At 65.7% G+C, this 16,326-nt stretch carries 17 protein-coding genes; 9 read left to right on the top strand and 8 right to left on the bottom strand.

All coding sequences use genetic code 11. The annotated features are described in order from the left end of the window. Positions 1-5 precede the first annotated feature (5 nt). The gene (gene dnaJ / locus K678_RS07985; protein WP_021131953.1) at positions 6-1,148 is read right to left on the bottom strand and encodes a molecular chaperone DnaJ; all 1,143 of its coding nucleotides are present in this window, start codon (positions 1,146-1,148) and stop codon (positions 6-8) included. Between the two features lie 132 nt (positions 1,149-1,280). Then, positions 1,281-3,191, bottom strand: coding sequence for a molecular chaperone DnaK (gene dnaK / locus K678_RS07980; RefSeq protein WP_021131952.1), 1,911 nt, complete (start codon positions 3,189-3,191; stop codon positions 1,281-1,283). Between the two features lie 304 nt (positions 3,192-3,495). On the opposite strand from dnaK, the gene K678_RS07975 reads away from it, so the two are divergent. The 3 genes from K678_RS07975 (at position 3,496) to K678_RS07965 (ending at position 6,807) form a co-directional block, all read left to right on the top strand. After that, positions 3,496-5,043, top strand: a complete 1,548-nt coding sequence (locus K678_RS07975; RefSeq protein WP_021131950.1) for an AmpG family muropeptide MFS transporter — start codon at positions 3,496-3,498, stop codon at positions 5,041-5,043. Further along, positions 5,015-5,560, top strand: a complete 546-nt coding sequence (ppa, locus tag K678_RS07970) for an inorganic diphosphatase (RefSeq protein ID WP_002729697.1) — start codon at positions 5,015-5,017, stop codon at positions 5,558-5,560. Before K678_RS07975 ends, ppa begins: the two co-directional genes overlap by 29 nt. A gap of 143 nt (positions 5,561-5,703) precedes the next feature. After that, entirely contained in the window at positions 5,704-6,807 is a 1,104-nt protein-coding gene (locus tag K678_RS07965; protein ID WP_021131949.1) for a hypothetical protein, read from the top strand. Between the two features lie 34 nt (positions 6,808-6,841). Here K678_RS07965 and K678_RS07960 read toward each other — a convergent pair whose 3' ends face one another. Beyond that, entirely contained in the window at positions 6,842-7,888 is a 1,047-nt protein-coding gene (locus K678_RS07960; RefSeq protein WP_021131948.1) for a glycosyltransferase family 4 protein, read from the bottom strand. Positions 7,889-7,908: 20 nt separating this feature from the next. Further along, positions 7,909-8,742, bottom strand: a complete 834-nt coding sequence (locus K678_RS07955) for a UDP-2,3-diacylglucosamine diphosphatase (RefSeq protein WP_021131947.1) — start codon at positions 8,740-8,742, stop codon at positions 7,909-7,911. Positions 8,743-8,917: 175 nt separating this feature from the next. On the opposite strand from K678_RS07955, the gene K678_RS07950 reads away from it, so the two are divergent. Continuing rightward, the gene (locus K678_RS07950; protein ID WP_021131946.1) at positions 8,918-9,868 is read left to right on the top strand and encodes a diacylglycerol/lipid kinase family protein; all 951 of its coding nucleotides are present in this window, start codon (positions 8,918-8,920) and stop codon (positions 9,866-9,868) included. A gap of 23 nt (positions 9,869-9,891) precedes the next feature. Here K678_RS07950 and K678_RS07945 read toward each other — a convergent pair whose 3' ends face one another. Then, positions 9,892-10,413, bottom strand: a complete 522-nt coding sequence (locus K678_RS07945; protein WP_039852459.1) for an SH3 domain-containing protein — start codon at positions 10,411-10,413, stop codon at positions 9,892-9,894. A 156-nt stretch (positions 10,414-10,569) separates the two neighbouring features. On the opposite strand from K678_RS07945, the gene K678_RS07940 reads away from it, so the two are divergent. From K678_RS07940 to K678_RS07925, 5 genes are all read left to right on the top strand, one after another. Next, positions 10,570-10,893 carry a hypothetical protein gene (locus K678_RS07940; protein ID WP_021131944.1) on the top strand — a complete coding sequence of 108 codons (324 nt, stop codon included), beginning with the start codon at positions 10,570-10,572 and terminating at the stop codon, positions 10,891-10,893. Continuing rightward, positions 10,890-11,318, top strand: a complete 429-nt coding sequence (locus K678_RS07935) for a hypothetical protein (RefSeq protein ID WP_021131943.1) — start codon at positions 10,890-10,892, stop codon at positions 11,316-11,318. The genes K678_RS07940 and K678_RS07935 overlap by 4 nt, the downstream gene beginning before the upstream one ends. Before the next feature lie 80 nt (positions 11,319-11,398). Beyond that, a complete protein-coding gene (locus K678_RS18600; protein WP_155804498.1) occupies positions 11,399-11,554 on the top strand; it encodes a hypothetical protein in 156 nt (51 codons plus the stop codon). A gap of 93 nt (positions 11,555-11,647) precedes the next feature. Next, a complete protein-coding gene (locus K678_RS07930; RefSeq protein ID WP_021131942.1) occupies positions 11,648-12,232 on the top strand; it encodes a sigma-70 family RNA polymerase sigma factor in 585 nt (194 codons plus the stop codon). Beyond that, complete coding sequence (locus tag K678_RS07925; RefSeq protein ID WP_021131941.1) at positions 12,229-12,864, top strand: ChrR family anti-sigma-E factor; 636 nt, start codon at positions 12,229-12,231, stop codon at positions 12,862-12,864. The genes K678_RS07930 and K678_RS07925 overlap by 4 nt, the downstream gene beginning before the upstream one ends. A 140-nt stretch (positions 12,865-13,004) precedes the next feature. Here K678_RS07925 and K678_RS17670 read toward each other — a convergent pair whose 3' ends face one another. The 3 genes from K678_RS17670 to K678_RS07910 are packed head-to-tail and all read right to left on the bottom strand — an operon-like array spanning position 13,005 to position 16,326. Next, a complete protein-coding gene (locus K678_RS17670; protein ID WP_155804497.1) occupies positions 13,005-13,766 on the bottom strand; it encodes an energy transducer TonB in 762 nt (253 codons plus the stop codon). Next, positions 13,763-14,713 carry a glycosyltransferase family 9 protein gene (locus K678_RS07915; RefSeq protein WP_021131939.1) on the bottom strand — a complete coding sequence of 317 codons (951 nt, stop codon included), beginning with the start codon at positions 14,711-14,713 and terminating at the stop codon, positions 13,763-13,765. The genes K678_RS17670 and K678_RS07915 overlap by 4 nt, the downstream gene beginning before the upstream one ends. Further along, positions 14,713-16,326: a hypothetical protein gene (locus tag K678_RS07910; RefSeq protein WP_021131938.1), complete on the bottom strand. Its 1,614-nt coding sequence runs from the start codon at positions 16,324-16,326 to the stop codon at positions 14,713-14,715. Before K678_RS07910 ends, K678_RS07915 begins: the two co-directional genes overlap by 1 nt.

Below are 16,326 nucleotides of genomic sequence, written 5' to 3'. Positions count from 1 at the left end.
CAGGGTCAGCCCTCCTTGAGGTCTTCCCAGAATTCCTTGACCCGAGCGAAGAAGCCATGGCTTTCCGGGGAATTGCCGCCCTTTTTGTCCTCTCCGGCGGTTTCGAACTCGCGCAGAAGCTCGATCTGGCGCGGAGTCAGATTGACCGGAGTCTCGATCGTCGCCTGGATGAACATGTCGCCGCGCGACGGGCTGCGCAGGACGCTCATCCCCTTGCCACGCAGACGGAACTGGTGCCCGGTCTGGGTGCCTTCGGGGATCACCACCTTGGCCTTGCCGCCGTCGATGGTGGGAACCTCGATCGTCCCGCCCAGCGTCGCCGTCACCATCGGGATCGGCACCCGACAATAGATATTGGCGCCTTCACGCTGGAACAGACGATGCGCCTTCAGCGACAGGAAGATGTACAAATCGCCCGCCGGGGCTCCGCGCATCCCGGCCTCGCCCTCTCCGGCGAGACGAATCCGGGTGCCGTCCTCGACACCGGCGGGAATCGTCACCGACAGCTGCTTTTCCTTGCGGACCCGGCCGGTGCCGCTGCACGCGCGGCAGGGGTCTTTGATGATCCGGCCCATCCCCTGGCAGGTCGGGCAGGTGCGTTCGATGGTGAAGAAGCCCTGCTGGCTGCGGACCTTGCCGTGACCGTGGCAGGTCGAGCAGGTCACCGGCTGGGCGCCGTCGCGACCGCCGGTGCCCTTGCATTCCTCGCACACCGCCGAGGTCGGCACCCGGATCGTCGCCGTCTTGCCCGCAAAGGCATCTTCGAGCGAGATTTCCATGTCGTAGCGCAGATCGGCACCCCGGCCCGAGGCCTGACCGCGCCGTCCGCCGCCCATCATCTCGCCGAACATTTCGTCGAAGATATCGGCGAAGCCGCCGCCGAAGCCGAAATCGCCCGCCCCGCCGCCACGTCCACCGCCCTGTTCAAAGGCGGCATGGCCAAAGCGGTCATAGGCCGAACGCTTCTGATCGTCCTTCAGGACGTCATAGGCTTCGTTGATTTCCTTGAATTTCTGCTCTGCCGCGGCATCGCCCGGATTACGATCGGGATGAAATTGCATGGCCATCTTGCGATAGGCCTTTTTGATCTCGTCGGCCGAGGCACCACGCCCGACACCGAGAAGGTCGTAGTAATCCTGCTTGCTCATGCGCTTCGCTTGCTATCCGGTACTGGCCCAGACGGCCGCGCCCCCCCGTTTCAAGCGACGGGAGACGGCGGCGCCGGGGCGAACGAACGGCCGACGGGATCGCCCGTCGGCCGTGAAGACGATCGGGCCGGATCAGTGGCCCTTTTTGTCGCCGTCGACTTCCTCGAAATCGGCATCGACGACTTTCTCATCGTGGCCAGCCGCACCCTGAGCACCGCCCTGGGCCGCTTCGGCCTCGCCAGCCTGCTTGTACATGATCTCGCCCAGCTTCATCGAGCTCTGCATCAGAGTCTCGGTGCGAGCCTTGATCGCGGCGGAATCCTCGCTCTCCATCTCGGAGCGAACCGCGGCGATGTCGCGCTCGACCTCGGCCTTCAGATCGGCGGGAACCTTGTCGCCGAATTCCTTCAGGCTCTTCTCGGTCGAGTGAGCAAGCGAGTCGGCCTGATTACGGGCTTCGATCAGTTCCTTGCGCTTCTTGTCGTCGGCAGCGTGCGCCTCGGCATCCTTGACCATCTTTTCGATGTCGGAATCGGACAGACCGCCCGAAGCCTGGATGCGGATCTGCTGTTCCTTGCCGGTGGCCTTGTCCTTGGCCTGGACGTTGACGATGCCGTTGGCGTCGATGTCGAAGGTGACCTCGACCTGCGGCACGCCGCGCGGCGCGGCGGGAATACCGACCAGATCGAACTGACCCAGCATCTTGTTGTCGGCAGCCATCTCGCGCTCGCCCTGGAAGACGCGGATGGTGACGGCGGTCTGGTTGTCCTCGGCGGTCGAGAACACCTGGCTCTTGCGGGTCGGGATGGTGGTGTTGCGGTCGATCAGACGGGTGAACACACCGCCCAGGGTTTCGATGCCGAGCGACAGCGGGGTGACGTCGAGCAGCAGGACGTCCTTGACCTCGCCCTTCAGCACGCCGCCCTGGATCGCGGCGCCGATAGCGACGACTTCATCCGGGTTGACGCCCTTGTGCGGCTCGCGGCCAAAGAATTCCTTCACCACTTCCTGAATCTTGGGCATGCGGGTCATGCCGCCGACCAGGATCACTTCGTCGATCTCGCTGGCCTTGACGCCAGCGTCCTTCAGGGCGGCCTTGCACGGCTCGATGGTGCGGGCGACCAGATCCTCGACCAGGGCTTCGAGCTTGGCACGGGTCAACTTGATGTTGAGGTGCTTCGGGCCCGAGGCGTCGGCGGTGATGAAGGGCAGGTTGACTTCGGTCTGCATCGAGGACGACAGCTCGATCTTGGCCTTTTCCGCCGCTTCCTTCAGACGCTGGAGCGCCAGCCGGTCCTTGCGCAGGTCGATGCCCTGCTCTTTCTTGAACTCGTCGGCGAGGTAATCGATGATCCGGGCGTCGAAATCTTCACCGCCCAGGAAGGTGTCGCCGTTGGTCGATTTGACCTCGAACACGCCGTCGCCGATTTCCAGCACCGACACGTCGAAGGTGCCGCCGCCAAGGTCATAGACCGCGACGATACCGGCGCCCTTCTTTTCCAGCCCATAGGCCAGAGCAGCGGCGGTCGGCTCGTTGATGATGCGCAGCACTTCAAGACCGGCGATACGACCGGCGTCCTTGGTCGCCTGACGCTGGGCGTCGTTGAAGTAGGCCGGAACGGTGATCACCGCCTGGGTGACGGTCTCGCCCAGATAGCCTTCGGCGGTTTCCTTCATCTTCTGCAGGATGAAGGCCGACACCTGGCTGGGGCTGTACTTGGCGTCGCGGGCTTCGACCCAGGCGTCGCCATTGTCACCCGACACGATGTGGTAGGGAACGAGGTTGGCGTCTTTCTTGGTGATCGGGTCTTCATAGCGACGACCGATCAGACGCTTGATCGCAAACAGGGTGTTGGCGGGATTGGTGACCGCCTGGCGCTTCGCCGGCTGACCCACCAGTCGTTCCCCGGATTCGGCGAAAGCCACCATCGACGGGGTCGTGCGCATGCCCTCGGCGTTTTCAATGACCTTGGCAGTCTTGCCTTCCATGACGGCAACGCACGAATTCGTGGTGCCCAGGTCGATGCCGATAACTTTGCTCATGTCATCCTCATTCCTGCTCGGCAGATCCCCGGGGCTCTGCTGTCTGCGCAGCCGCCCCGCGACCCCCTTCCGGGTTGAATCGCTGAAATTGACCGGGGATCGACCATCAATTCGGTTATCCCCCGCGCCTTATATAGGGAGGGGGCCAGAGCGTGCAACCATGGCAAAAAGATGGCGAAGCGGATCGGGCGTGCAAAGAGCGGCGTGAAAGCCGTTTGGCGAATTGTCTTGCCAGCCGCCCGACCGCTTTGGCATAGCAAGGGACTTGCCTTTTCCCCCCACTCTGCCTGGTCCCCTCCCCCCGATGAAACGAAGCTGGTCCGCCGCCTTCGCCGCCTATCTCGACCGGCGGGTGATGCTGGTACTTCTGCTGGGGTTTTCCAGCGGCCTGCCGCTGTTGTTGACCTTCTCCACCCTGTCGGCCTGGCTGAAAAGCGAGGGAATCAGCCGCAGCGCGATCGGAGCCTTCGCTCTGGTCGGGACTCCTTATGCGCTCAAATTTTTGTGGTCGCCATTGATCGACCGCCTGAGCCTGCCGGTTCTGACCCGGCGCATGGGGCGGCGGCGCAGTTGGGGCGTCACCATCCAGTGCCTTCTGATCGTCGCGATTCTGGCGCTGGGGGCCACCGATCCCGCCCATAATCTGTGGGTGACCGGATGTCTTGCCCTGGGGGTCGCTTTTTTATCGGCCAGCCAGGACATCGTGATCGATGCCTACCGCGTCGAAATCCTTGATCCCGCCTCGCAGGGACCGGGCGCGGGCGCGGTTCAGACCGGCTATCGCCTCGCGATGCTGGCTTCGGGCGCGGGCGCGCTGTTCGTCGCCTCGGCCTGGGGCTGGTTCGCCGCCTATGCCACGATGGCGGCGCTGGTGGCGGTTGGGCTGGCCGTGTTCCTGTTCGGCCCCGAACCGGCGGTCGTCGTTTCCCCCGCCACCCGCGAGCGCGAGGAGCGCGCCGCCGCCTTCCTGGCCCGCCGCCCTGATCTGCACGGCGGCACCGCCCGGCTGGCCGGTTGGCTGTATGGCGCGGTGGTCTGCCCGTTCGCCGAATTCATGTCCCGCCCGGTGTGGTGGGCGGTGCTGCTGTTCGTCGTCGGCTACAAGACCGGCGAGGCGATGGCCGGGGCGATGGCCAACACCCTGTACATCGAAAGCGGCTTCGCGCTGGAAGAGATCGCCTGGGTCAGCAAGATTTTCGGCTTTGGCGCGACCATCGCCGGAACCCTGATCGGCGGCGCCCTGATCGCCCGGATGGGGGTGATGCGGGCGTTGCTGCTGTTCGGCGTGCTGCAATCGGTCGGCAATCTGTTTTATGTCGTCCAGGCGATGGCCGGGCACAATGTCGCCGCATTGGCGGTGTGTGTCTTCGCCGAGAACCTGACCGCCGGAATGGCCGGATCGGCGTTGGTGGCCTATCTGTCCGGATTGTGCAATGTGGCCTATACTGCCACCCAATACGCCCTACTCTCGTCTTTGACGGCGGTGGGGCGGACCCTGTTCGCCTCGACCAGCGGCTGGCTGGCCGATCGGTTCGGCTGGGTCGATTTTTTTCTTGATGACCACGGTGGTGACGCTGCCCGCTTTGTTGCTTTTGCCCTGGTTGGCCCGCCATTACCGAACCGAGCCGGCCCAGCATGGTTGAAACGTGCTGTCGGCAGGCTCATCCTTGGCGACGCTCTTTTGACCAGGAGCAAAGCAATGCCCGCCAAGGTTTTTTCTTTTGCGCAGGTCAAGGCCGTCACGGGCCGGACCGGCGCACTGTCCGAGGCCCCGCTTTGGCGCGGCGGCCTCACGTACTTCTCTGACAGGACTGACCAATCCCATGGACCTCAAGAAGATTCCGATCGGTAAGAACCCGCCGCGCGACGTCAACGTGATCGTCGAGATCCCGTTGAATGGCGATCCGGTCAAATACGAGATCGACAAGGAATCCGGTGCGATGTACGTCGACCGCTTCCTCAACACCGCGATGTACTATCCGGTCAATTACGGCTTCGTTCCCCACACCCTGTCCGAAGACGGCGATCCCGTCGATATCATGGTGGTCGGACGCACCCCGGTTGCCGTCGGCGCGGTGATGCGCTCGCGCCCGATCGGCGTGCTGCTGATGGAAGACGAAGGCGGCATGGACGAAAAGATCCTGGCCGTGCCCCATTCCAAGCTGCACCCGTTCTATGACGGCGTGAACAGCTATGAAGACCTGCCCAAGATTCTGGTTCAGCAGATCGAGCACTTCTTCGTCCATTACAAGGACCTGGAAGTCGGCAAGTGGGTCCAGTTGAAGGGTTGGGGCGGCCCGGAAAAGGCCGGCGAGATCATCCAGCAGGGGATCGAGCGCGCCCTGGCCAACAAGCCCAAGAAGAAATAACGACCGGGCAGAATCTTCCCCCCGGCGGCATCCGGCCGTCGGGGGCGTGAAGCGGCGGACGACAAACACAGCCTTTCCGCCCTTCTTCAAACTGGCATTGCTCTTGCAGATAACCTCGTCGCCCCAGTCCCCGAGGTGACGCAATGTCGGTCTCCGCCACGTCTTCCGTCAGGCCTTCGAATCCGATCGATTCCCTGATTCCGACTCTGCCGTCGGAAAATGCCGAGACCGCGGCGACGCAATCGACCGACAAGGCCGGGTCGAAGCACAGCCATGTCGGCATGTTCGGCGCCGACGACGATGAACCCTCGTTCTGGGATCTGGTCGACGTCATCAATCCGCTGCAACACATCCCGCTGGTCAACGACATCTATCGCGACGTGTCCGGCGACAAGATCGGCATAGCCGCCCGCCTGACCGGGGGCGCGCTGTTCGGTGGCGTGATCGGACTGATCGGCGCGGCGGTCAACGGCGTGCTGGAGGAAAGCACCGGCGCCACGGCGGGGGGACACATGCTGGCCCTGTTCCGCGACGATCCGGCTCCGGGAGACAGCGGCACCGCCCTCGCCCAAGCCACGCCAGCCGCCCAGCCTCCGCCCAGCGATGCAACGGCGAGCGATAATACCCAACCGAAAGCCGCCGCCGTCGCCAGCAGCGCCACGAGCGAGCCCAAGACCGAGACGAAACCGACCGACGCCCGGCCGATTCTGTTGACCGACCTGATCGGCGACGAGCCCGCCGCCCCGGCCGCCGCGCCGCGTCCCCAGGTCAGCACCAGCGCCAGCGTGCCCCCGGCCGAGACGGCCCGAACCGCCAGCGCCGACAATGCCCCCGCCGCCGTCAGCGTCGCCGCCACCGCCGACGCGGCCCCGACGCGGTTATGGAACACCAAGCCCGGACGGGTGCTGACCATGCCGTCGCGGACGACGGACCTCGCCACCCGGACTCCTCCGGTGGTGGCCACCTCGGTTTCCGGCAATAGCGGACGATCCCCCCTGCCCGTCACCGGGGCACGGCCGCAATCGGGCTTGATCGCCCCCGCCAACGCCGCCCCGGTCGTCGCCGCCCAGGCCGAAGGTACGGCGGCGGCTACGTCCGTGCCGCCTGCCTCCAATGCCGCCGCAACGGCAGCCTCGGCCGCAGCGCCATCCTCCCCGGCGAACGATTGGTTCGCCGCGGCGATGGCCGAGGGTCTCAACAAGTATCAGCGCTCGAACGCGCGCGCCGCCGAGGCCGCCGCTCCCTGATCGGAACCAACGGCGCAAGACGCGCGCCTTGCCGTTACACCGGCGCCGGTTCTTTCCAGCAGGTGATTTCGAACGGAGCCAGATTCTCGACGAACTGGCGGGTCGATGCCGCCCACGAGAAATCAAGGGCATGGGCGCGGCACAGCGCCGGATCGATCCCAATCGCCCCCAACGCCGCCTTGCCCAGATCGGTATCGAGCCGCCCGACCGGCGAAGCCCCGATCACGTCCAGCGGACCCGGCACCGGATAGGCCGCCACCGGCAAGCCCGACGCCAGCGCTTCGAGCAGGACCAGGCCGAAGGTGTCGGTCCGGCTGGGGAAAACGAACACGTCTCCGGCGGCATAATGGCGGGCGAGAGCCTCGCCGAACTGGGCACCGGCAAAGTGGATTTCGGGATGACGGCGGCGCAGATCGTCAAGCTGCGGCCCGTCGCCGACCACCACCTTGCTCCCGGGCAAGTCGAGGGCCAGGAAGGCGGCGATGTTCTTTTCGACCGCGACCCGCCCGACATACAAAAAGATCGGCCGGGGCAGACCGGCAAAGGGACCGTCATCGCCCCTGGCTTCGGGGCGGGGGCGGAACAGGTCGGTATCGACCCCGCGCGACCAGCGGCCGATCCGGTGAAAGCCGCGCTGTTCCAGCTCGGTCTCGATCCCCTGGGTCGCCACCATCACCCGCGACGAGGCGGCATGGAACCGCCGCATCACCGCATAGGACAGCGGCAGCGGCACCCGGAACCGGGCCTTGATATATTCGGGGAAGCGGGTGTGATAGGCGGTGGTAAAGGGCAGACGCCGCCGCAGACAATAGCGCCGCGCCGCCCAGCCCAACGGGCCTTCGGTGGCGATATGGATCGCGCAGGGCTGCGCCGCCTCGATCAGCCGGGCGATCCGCGGACCGGGGCGCACCGCCAACCGGATCTCTGGATATGTCGGACAGGGAATGGTGCGGAACCGCTCGGGGGTGAGCATCACCACCTCGTGGCCGGTGCGCTCCAATTCGCTTCTCAGCGTATCGAGGGTGCGGACGACACCATTGACCTGGGGCAGCCAGGCATCCGAGACGACAAGAATACGCATTCCTTCTCCTTAAACCGGCGTCACACCCGACTGAGCTGCGGGGCGGCTTCCCCGGATTTGTCGTCGTGGGCCGACGCCGCCGAGGCGAGATACATCCCCGGCGCCCGCAGCCAGTGCACGATTTCCAGGCTGCCGTCGAAATTCTCGACCAGGGCGGTGCAGCTTTCGACCCAATCGCCGTCATTGCAGTAGAGGATGCCGTCCATATCGCGCATCTGGGCGTGATGGATGTGACCGCAAACAACGCCATCGGCCTGACAGCGGCGCGCTTCGTCGGCCATCGCCTCTTCGAAATTGGCCATGTACTGAACCGCGTTTTTGACCTTGAGCTTCAGGTAGGCCGACAGCGACCAATAGGGAAAGCCCAGGCTGCGGCGCGCCACGTTCAGCCAGTGATTGAGCGACAGCGCCAGGGTGTAGGCCCCGTCGCCGAGATGAGCCAGCCACTTGGCGTGCTTGACCACGCCGTCGAATGCATCGCCATGGACGATCAGCAGACGCCGCCCGTCGGCGGTCTGGTGAATCGCACTGGTGGCGACGCGGATGTCACCGAACAGAATGCCGTGATAATCGCGGGCGAACTCGTCGTGATTGCCCGGCACGAACACCACCCGGGTTCCCTTGCGCGCCTTGCGCAGCAATTTTTGCACGACGTCGTTATGGGATTGCGGCCAGAACCAGGATTTACGCAGCCGCCAGCCGTCGATGATGTCGCCGACCAGATAAAGCGTATCGGATTCGGTGCTTTTCAGAAAATCGAGCAGATCGTCGGCCTTGCTGCCGCGTGTGCCGAGATGGATGTCCGAAATCCAGATGGTCCGGTAACGCCGCTTTATATCAGTACTGGCGTTCATGCATCCACCTATCCAATCTCAGTTCCGGACGCTTCAGGTGTCGCGGTTCTAGTGCGCATAGGTCGGCTTGTACATACTCATTGCCTTAGTTTTGCCAAAATTCATCGAACTGAATAATGTTCGTAACAATTATTTCACTGATGATTCGTCAACAAGCCGCGATATAGAACGCGTCATGTTGGAAAATAGCCTGATCCCGTCGATCGAAGCCTCGCCGATCCCGACCCGGCCGCGCCGGGTTCTGATCGTTCACAACCCCACCGCCGGTCGTCACAAACGTCGCCGCCTGATCGGTGTCGTCGACCGGCTCGAACAGCTTGGGTGCGCCGTCACGGTCCGCGAAACCGCCAAACGCGGCGATGCGGAGGATTTTGCCGCCAGCGTCGATCCGGCCCTGTTCGATGCGGTGATCGCCGCCGGAGGCGACGGTACCGTCAATGAAGTCCTGAACGGATTGGCTTTGGCCGGGGGCGGGCTGGCGCTGGGGGTGCTGCCCCTTGGCACCGCCAACGTGCTCGCCTGCGAAATCGGGCTCGATCCCCGCGACGGCGAACAGGTCGCCCGCGCCATCGCCTTTGGCCCGGCGCGGCGAGTCCATCTCGGCACCGCCAATCGCCGCCGCTTTTTGCTGATGGCCGGGGCCGGGCTTGACGCCGAAGTCGTCGCCGGGCTCAACGTCACCCTGAAACGCCATGCGGGCAAGCTGGCCTATGTCGTCGAGGGATTGAAGCAGGCGGTCGGCTATGACTTCCCGATTCTGACCATCCGCGCCGACGGCGTGACCTATGAAGGGCGGATGGTGGTGGCGTGCAAGGGCCGCTTCTATGGCGGGCCGTTCGTCGCCGCCCCCGACGCCAACCTGGAAGACCCGATGCTGGAAATCTGCATCCTGCCCGCCGCCGGGGTCACCGGGATGCTGCGCTATGGGATTGCCTTGCCGCTGGGCAAGCTGACCGAACTGCCCGAGGTTCAGGTGATCAAGGCGAAGTCGATCATCATCACCGGGCCGCGCGGGGCTCCGGTGCAGGGAGACGGCGACATCGTCGCCCGCCTGCCCGCCGAAATCGCGATTGCCGACGAAACCGTTGATCTGATCTGCCCGGAAGAGCCGCCCGCCGCCGATTAAAGCGGGGGCACGCCCCGTCCGCCTTACTCGATCCACTCGCCTTTATAGACGCCCCAGATTTCGTCGCGCCGCAGCCAACCCTGGCTGCGGCCGATCTCGGCGCGGCAATAATCGCGGTTGCGCGGACATTGCAGCAGGCGGCCCAGCACGCCCGGTTCCAACATCGCCACCGGATCGGCGGAGTCCGAATCCGACGCCCGCAACGGGCGCTGGGCCCCGATCACCACCATCATCCGCCGACTGGACAACATGCTTTGATGGACCCAGCCCTCGGACCCTTGCCAGTCGCGGATTTTGCGCCAGGATTCGAACTCGGCCACCACTTCGACCGGCAAATCCTTGCGGGCATAGATCCAGTCGATGGGATAGCGGACGCCGGGGCCGGTGCGCAGATTGACCTCGTCCGAGCGCAACGAGACAAAGCGAGGCAACGGCAGTCCGCTGCCTTCGGATGCTGGGGCCGGGACCGACAGCAGCATCAGCAGCACCAGCGCCGCCGAAAGCCGCAATATCCCCGTCAAAGCTCTAGGTCCGCAGGCCAGCATGTATCCTCCCCGGGCATTATAGGCGGGAGGCCGACCCTATGGTCAAGGCACCCAATTTCGAGAGCCGGTCGATCAATATCGTGAAAAGGTTGACGCACCCCCAGCCAGAGAGCGAAAGTTGCGAGCCCGGATCTCGCCGGAGCAGGAGCGTCCATCATGGCCCGCAACGATTCTCTCGACCCAGTTGAAAAAGCTCGCTTACTGCGAGGTCTTGCTTTTCGGGTCCACCGCAAGCAACCCTGTCCTGATGCATTGGCCGAATTATTGGGCGAGGAATCGCGCGGCGGTCGACACCGCATCTTCCGCACCGCGCTCGACCTCTTGGCCGAAGATGGCGTGCTTCCCGCGCTCCAGACCCTTGACCTGTTGAGCGACGAAGGTGCCGCAATCATGGCCGCCGTACTCGACGCCAACGATCATCGCCTGCTCTCGGCCGCGCTGGGGCGTCTGGCCGACCATCTCGACAGGATCGCGGCATGACAGCCCGCGCGGCATTCGTGCTGGCGCTGGGGCTGCCGCTCCTGCTCCCCGGCTGTCTGCCGCCGCCAGAACAACCGGCCTGGTACGGCCGGATGGGCCGCTTTCTCGGTCTGGTCGCCAATTGCGGCTGTTCCGACATCTCGCCTGACAGGATGATCGCCGAGTATACCAAGGCGCTGGGCGGCCGTTATTCCGACGAGGATGCGCGGGCGATGCACGGCTATGTCGTCCAGGCCGCCACCGAAATGTGGGAAAACCGCATCGAAGTCTGCTCCGAAGTCTGCTCGCAGCAATGCATGGTCGAGACGGTGGTCCGACCGCTGGGCGGGCGCAGCACCGGAATCGCCCCCTGTCCAGTGACCGAGATTGATCTTCACCTCACCGACGGCCGGACGTCCCATGCCGACGGCGGCGGCTTCCCCTGATCTTTTTTTGCTGCGGCCGGTGATCCAACCCGGCCGGGGCTGCGTAGAACCATCATAACCGACGCTCTCCAAGGAGACCGATGATGGCTTCGACGACTTCCCGCACCGCTGACAAGACCACCTTGATCGCCCTGGCCCGCGCTCTGCGCGACATCGCCAATGGCCATGACGGAGCCGGGCCGGTGCTGCGCTCGCTGGCGATCAGCTACGAGCGGATGGCGGCCGGGGCGGGCTGATGCTGGCTTTTTCCTCCCGTCGCGACGATGATCGGTCCGAGGCCGTGCCAGAGCTGTCTCTGGTCGGCCCGCCGATAACACGACGGGAGGATCATGATCGCCCGCGACGACACCCCGGCAGACCCGGACCCGCACGCCCAGACGATGAACGCTCGCTTGCGGGCGGTCGCCCAATCCCGCGATCAGGCCGCCTTTTCCGCGCTGTTCCTGTATTACGCGCCCCGGATCAAATCCTATCTGCGTCGCCTGGGGGCCGAGGATGCGGTGGCCGAGGAACTGGCGCAGGACGCGATGCTGACGGTGTGGAGCAAAGCGGCGGCGTTCGATCCCGAACGGGCCAGCGCGAGCACCTGGATTTTTGCCATCGCCCGCAATCTGCGGATCGACCGGCTGCGCCACGAACGGCGGCCCGAGATCGACCCGGACGACCCCGATCTGGTCGTCGATCCGGCCCCGCCCGCCGACGAGGCATTGGAGACCGGGCGCCGCGAACAGCGGGTGCGCACGGCTTTGACCCACTTACCGCCGGATCAGGCGCGGGTGGTGGCCCTGTCCTTCTTCGAGGACATGCCCCACGCCGAGATCGCCTCCCGGCTCGATGTGCCGCTGGGAACCGTTAAATCCCGCATGAGACTGGCGATGGGGCGGATCAAGGCCCTGTTGGGAGAAAGCCGATGAGCGCCTCCTTCCACCCCTCCGACGCGTTGCTGGCGGCCTATGCCGCCGGAGCGATGGACGAAGCGACGGCGCTGGCCGTCGCCACCCACCTCGCCTTCTGCCCACGCTGTCGGGCCGAAGTGACCCGGCTTGAAGCCCTGGCCGGAGCGACGTTCGAATCCCTTCCCATTTGCGCGATGGCCGACGACGCGCTGGCCCGCACCCTGGCCCGGCTCGACCGGACCCCGCCCGCGCCCCGCTTGCCCGCCCGTGGCTCCGCCTTGCCCGGCCCGATCGGAGCCTATTGCGGCGGCGATTCGGCCCGTCTGTCCTGGCACCCCGTCTCGCCCGGAATCGATCAGGCAATCCTGGTCAGCTCCGACCGCGCCCAGGCCCGCTTGATCCGGATGCAGGCTGGCGTGGTCTCGCCCCGTCACCGCCACGCCGCCGCCGAAGTTAACGTGGTGTTGCAGGGAGCCTATCGCGATGCGGTCGGGCATTACCGCCCCGGCGATTTCGCGGTCGAGGCCGCCAACCGCTTCTATCGCCCGGTCGCCGATACCGATCAAGCCTGTCTGTGCCTGTGCGTCGGCGACGACCCGATCCGCCCAAGCGGATTGCTTAGCCGTCTGTTCGCTCCGTTCGCGGGGTAATACCAAGCTGCGCTGATCGAAATCGATCCGCGCAGGCCCTCATTCGCCGGGCGCTCACTCCGTTCGCTTGGCTCCGCGCCATGGGGCGCGCGGCCCCTTGGGCCTACAAGCTGCATGATGCAGCTTGGTATAAGCTCTTCTTACAGATCGTCGATCGCGAAGCGGAGGGTCATCCGGCGCGGCCAGCCCTTGCCGTCGTCGGGCGGCAGGGTCAGCGGCTGGGCCAGCCGCAGCGCCAGCAGATAGGCTTCCAGCGCCCGGCGCAGCGGGCTGTCGGGCGGCAGGCGGTCATAGCCCGAGATCACCGCGCCGGGATTCCATGGAACCGTGCGGTTCATCGCCCCGGCCAGGGTGCCGTCGGCATTGATCTCGATCATCGCCGAGATCACCACCCCCTTCCCTTTCATCGGCGCGGTATCGAACCGCCACATCTTCAGAATCTGGGCCAGGATGAAATCCTGGGCGCTTTGGCTGAGTCCGCCGCGTGCCGGAGCCTGAGGCTTGCGGCTTCCGGCGGTCTCGACGCTCAGCACCGCTGCGGCCGAAGGGGCGGGGCGGACGGACTCATTACCGGACTTGACCCCCGAGGAGTGCTTGGCGATCGGGGCGCGGGTCAATTGCGGCGGAGGCGGCGGCGGCTCCTTCGGCCTCGGGTCCGCTTTCTGTGACGGTGGCGGCGGAGGCGGTGATGGTGGAGGGGGCGGAGGGGCTGGGGGCGGCGGGGGAGGAGACGGCGGCAGCGGCGCGAGATCGACAATCGTCACCCGCTCGGCAACCGGATCGGGCGGCAGATCGATCTGGAGCCGCCACACGCCGACGAACGCCACCAGATGCAACGCCAGCGAAATCAGCAAAGCCCAAACGGCGGTCGAAAGGCGCAGACGCAGGCGCCTGCGGGTCACAGGCTGGCCCACAGCCGTTCAGCCGCCGCGACCACCGTCTCGGGATCGAGATCATGCATCAGGCTGTCCTGACGGCGGTGATCGAAATCGGGGGCATGGCAGATATCTTCGAACGAGCGCGGCCCGCGCACGCTGGCCGCCCGTGGCCCCGCCGGACCATAGAAGATCTCGGACGACGGCCCGAACAGCCCCAGCGTCGGCACTCCCGCCGCCGCCGCCATGTGCATCAGCCCGGAATCGTTGCCCAGGTAAAAAGCGCAGCGTTCCAGGCAGGCATAGATTGTGGCGAGATCGTGCGCGCCGTCGGTCAGATCGATCCGGCGCTCGGGCGGCACCGATGCCAGCACCGGGGCGGCGGCCTCCCGCTCGGTCGGCGAACTGATCACCGCGACCCGGGCCTCGGCCAGAACCCCACCCGGCGCGGTCAGACGCGCGATCACCGCGACGAAGCGGTCGGCGGGCCATTGCTTGCCCCCCCAATTGGCGGTGGGACCGACCGCCAGAACCGGCCCGCCGGACGGGATCAGCCGTTCCGCCGCCGCCCGCTCGGCCGTCCCGGCCCACAAGCGGGGCAGCGGAACGTGATCAAGCCGCAGCACGGTGGCGAGATGGGCCAGCCGGTGACGCGGCTCCCACGAGGATTTCAGCACCCGCCGCCGCCACGCGGGCAGCAGCCAACCGATCGCCGAGCCGCGCAGATCGACTACCAGATTCCAGCGCCGTGTCACGGTGCGTCGCCACAGATCGATCCAATGACCGGCGCGGCGGCGCTTGATCATCGGGATCACCTCGTCAACGAACGGAGCGGCGGCGAACAACGGGGCAGCCGGAGCCCCGCAGGCAACGGTGAAGCGGGCGTCGGGATAGCGTTCGGCCAGATGATTCAACAGCCCGGTTGATAAGACGGCATCGCCGATCCGGCTCGCGGTGATAAACAGAATACGCATCAATATCGTCCCGCCGTCCGCCGTCCAATCGGTTCATAGGCCCGCCCCAGCGCCAGCAACAGCGACTCGCGGCTGGCCCCGCCGGTCACCAATTGGCCGCGAACCATCCGGGTGATTTCCGCGATCACCTCGCAATCGGGATCGTCGGCGAACAACGGCGCAAACGAGTCAAATACCGCCAACCCCTGATCAAGCTCGGTGCCAAAGCGGGTGCGGCCGATCACCGTCCAGCATTCCAGCAGCTTCTCGACCGCCGACAACAGCTTGTCGGGATGGACCCGCCGCCGGAGCCCCTCGCGCAGTTGCAGCACCAGTTCGCGCGGGCGCGAGGCGATCTCGATCACGCTGAACGGCCTTGTCTCGCTGACCGCGCTGAAATCGCGGGCGGCTCCCTGGCAGAAATAATAAAAATCGGACAGGCCGAACCGCCCGTCCCCGTGACGGGTGAACAGCATCAGCCCCAGAATGTCGGCCAGAATGCTGCTCAGCACATCGTCGATCGCGTGGAGCCGTTCCAGCAGGAACGGCCCGCTGGTCCCGGCATTGGCAAACAGCGCCATCAATTCGTCGCGGAGCGCGACGAACTGGCGAACGTTGAACTCGAACAAAGTGCGCAGGAACTGGAAGTCGGCACTGTCGGGCAGCTCGATCCGCGCCCGCTCGGCCAAGAGGCGCAGTTCGGCCAGCAGATCGAGCGCCTCTTGCTCGTTGGACTCCAGCGCGTTGGCGGGCGGGGTCTTGACCCTGACCCTGCGGGTGGTGGTGACGTGGCCCAGGGTGAACTCGACCCCCAGGATCGAGAAATGACGCGGCTTGGTAACCGGAACCTCGACAATCCGGTAGCCGGGATCGCCACCCTCATGAACCCCGTTCTGCTTGGCTTCGGCCGATTGGTGATCGACGGCCAGCCGGGTCAGCCGGTCGAGCAAAATCGCCCACACATGGTCGCGCTTGTCGGCCATATAGGCGGCCCAGGCCTCGTCGCCGACTGGCACGCCCCCCTCGCAGGGGCGATAGACCCGCCGTTCCATCCCGTCGCGGCAATGGCGCAGCAGCGGCCCGGCGACGAAATCGCCCAGCACCTGGCCCAGCGCCGGATCGAACAGAAAGAATGGCCGACCGGAATGATAGGCGGCCGAAGGCAACGTCGCAGGCGGGACCTGAAATTGGGCCAGCCGCCGCACCGCGATATCGGCGACATAGCGGCCAAGACCAGCCTCGGCCTCGGCATAGAGATATTCCGAGGTCGGCGGCGGCGCGGACGCGACTGGCGGCGGGGACGGCGGCGCATCGGCGGCGCGGCGGGTCCCGACCGGGGACGACCCGGCATTGGCCATTTGCCAGGCGAGCGCGATCTCGGGCCGTTTGTCGATCACGACCCGGATCACTTCGGCGGCCAGCACCTTTTGCTCGTCCCAGGTATGGGCGACCAGACCCTCGGCAAAGGCGGCCTGGATCGTCTCGCGGAACTCGGCGTCGCCCTGGCGGCGCAGCAGGCTGCGCAGCACGTCGGACATAAATTGGGACAGCGCCGCCGAATCGCGGATGCCGTCCAGCCGAGCCAGCAACCCGTCGAGCAACAGCCGTTGATCGGCGGGCAGGTCAGTCGTCAC

The sequence above is a fragment of the Magnetospirillum fulvum MGU-K5 genome (assembly GCF_000442515.1).
GTDB classification, from domain to species: Bacteria; Pseudomonadota; Alphaproteobacteria; order Rhodospirillales; family Magnetospirillaceae; genus Phaeospirillum; species Phaeospirillum fulvum_B.
Note: the sequence above shows the minus strand (reverse complement) of the source record. Positions and strands in the feature narration are given on the sequence as shown.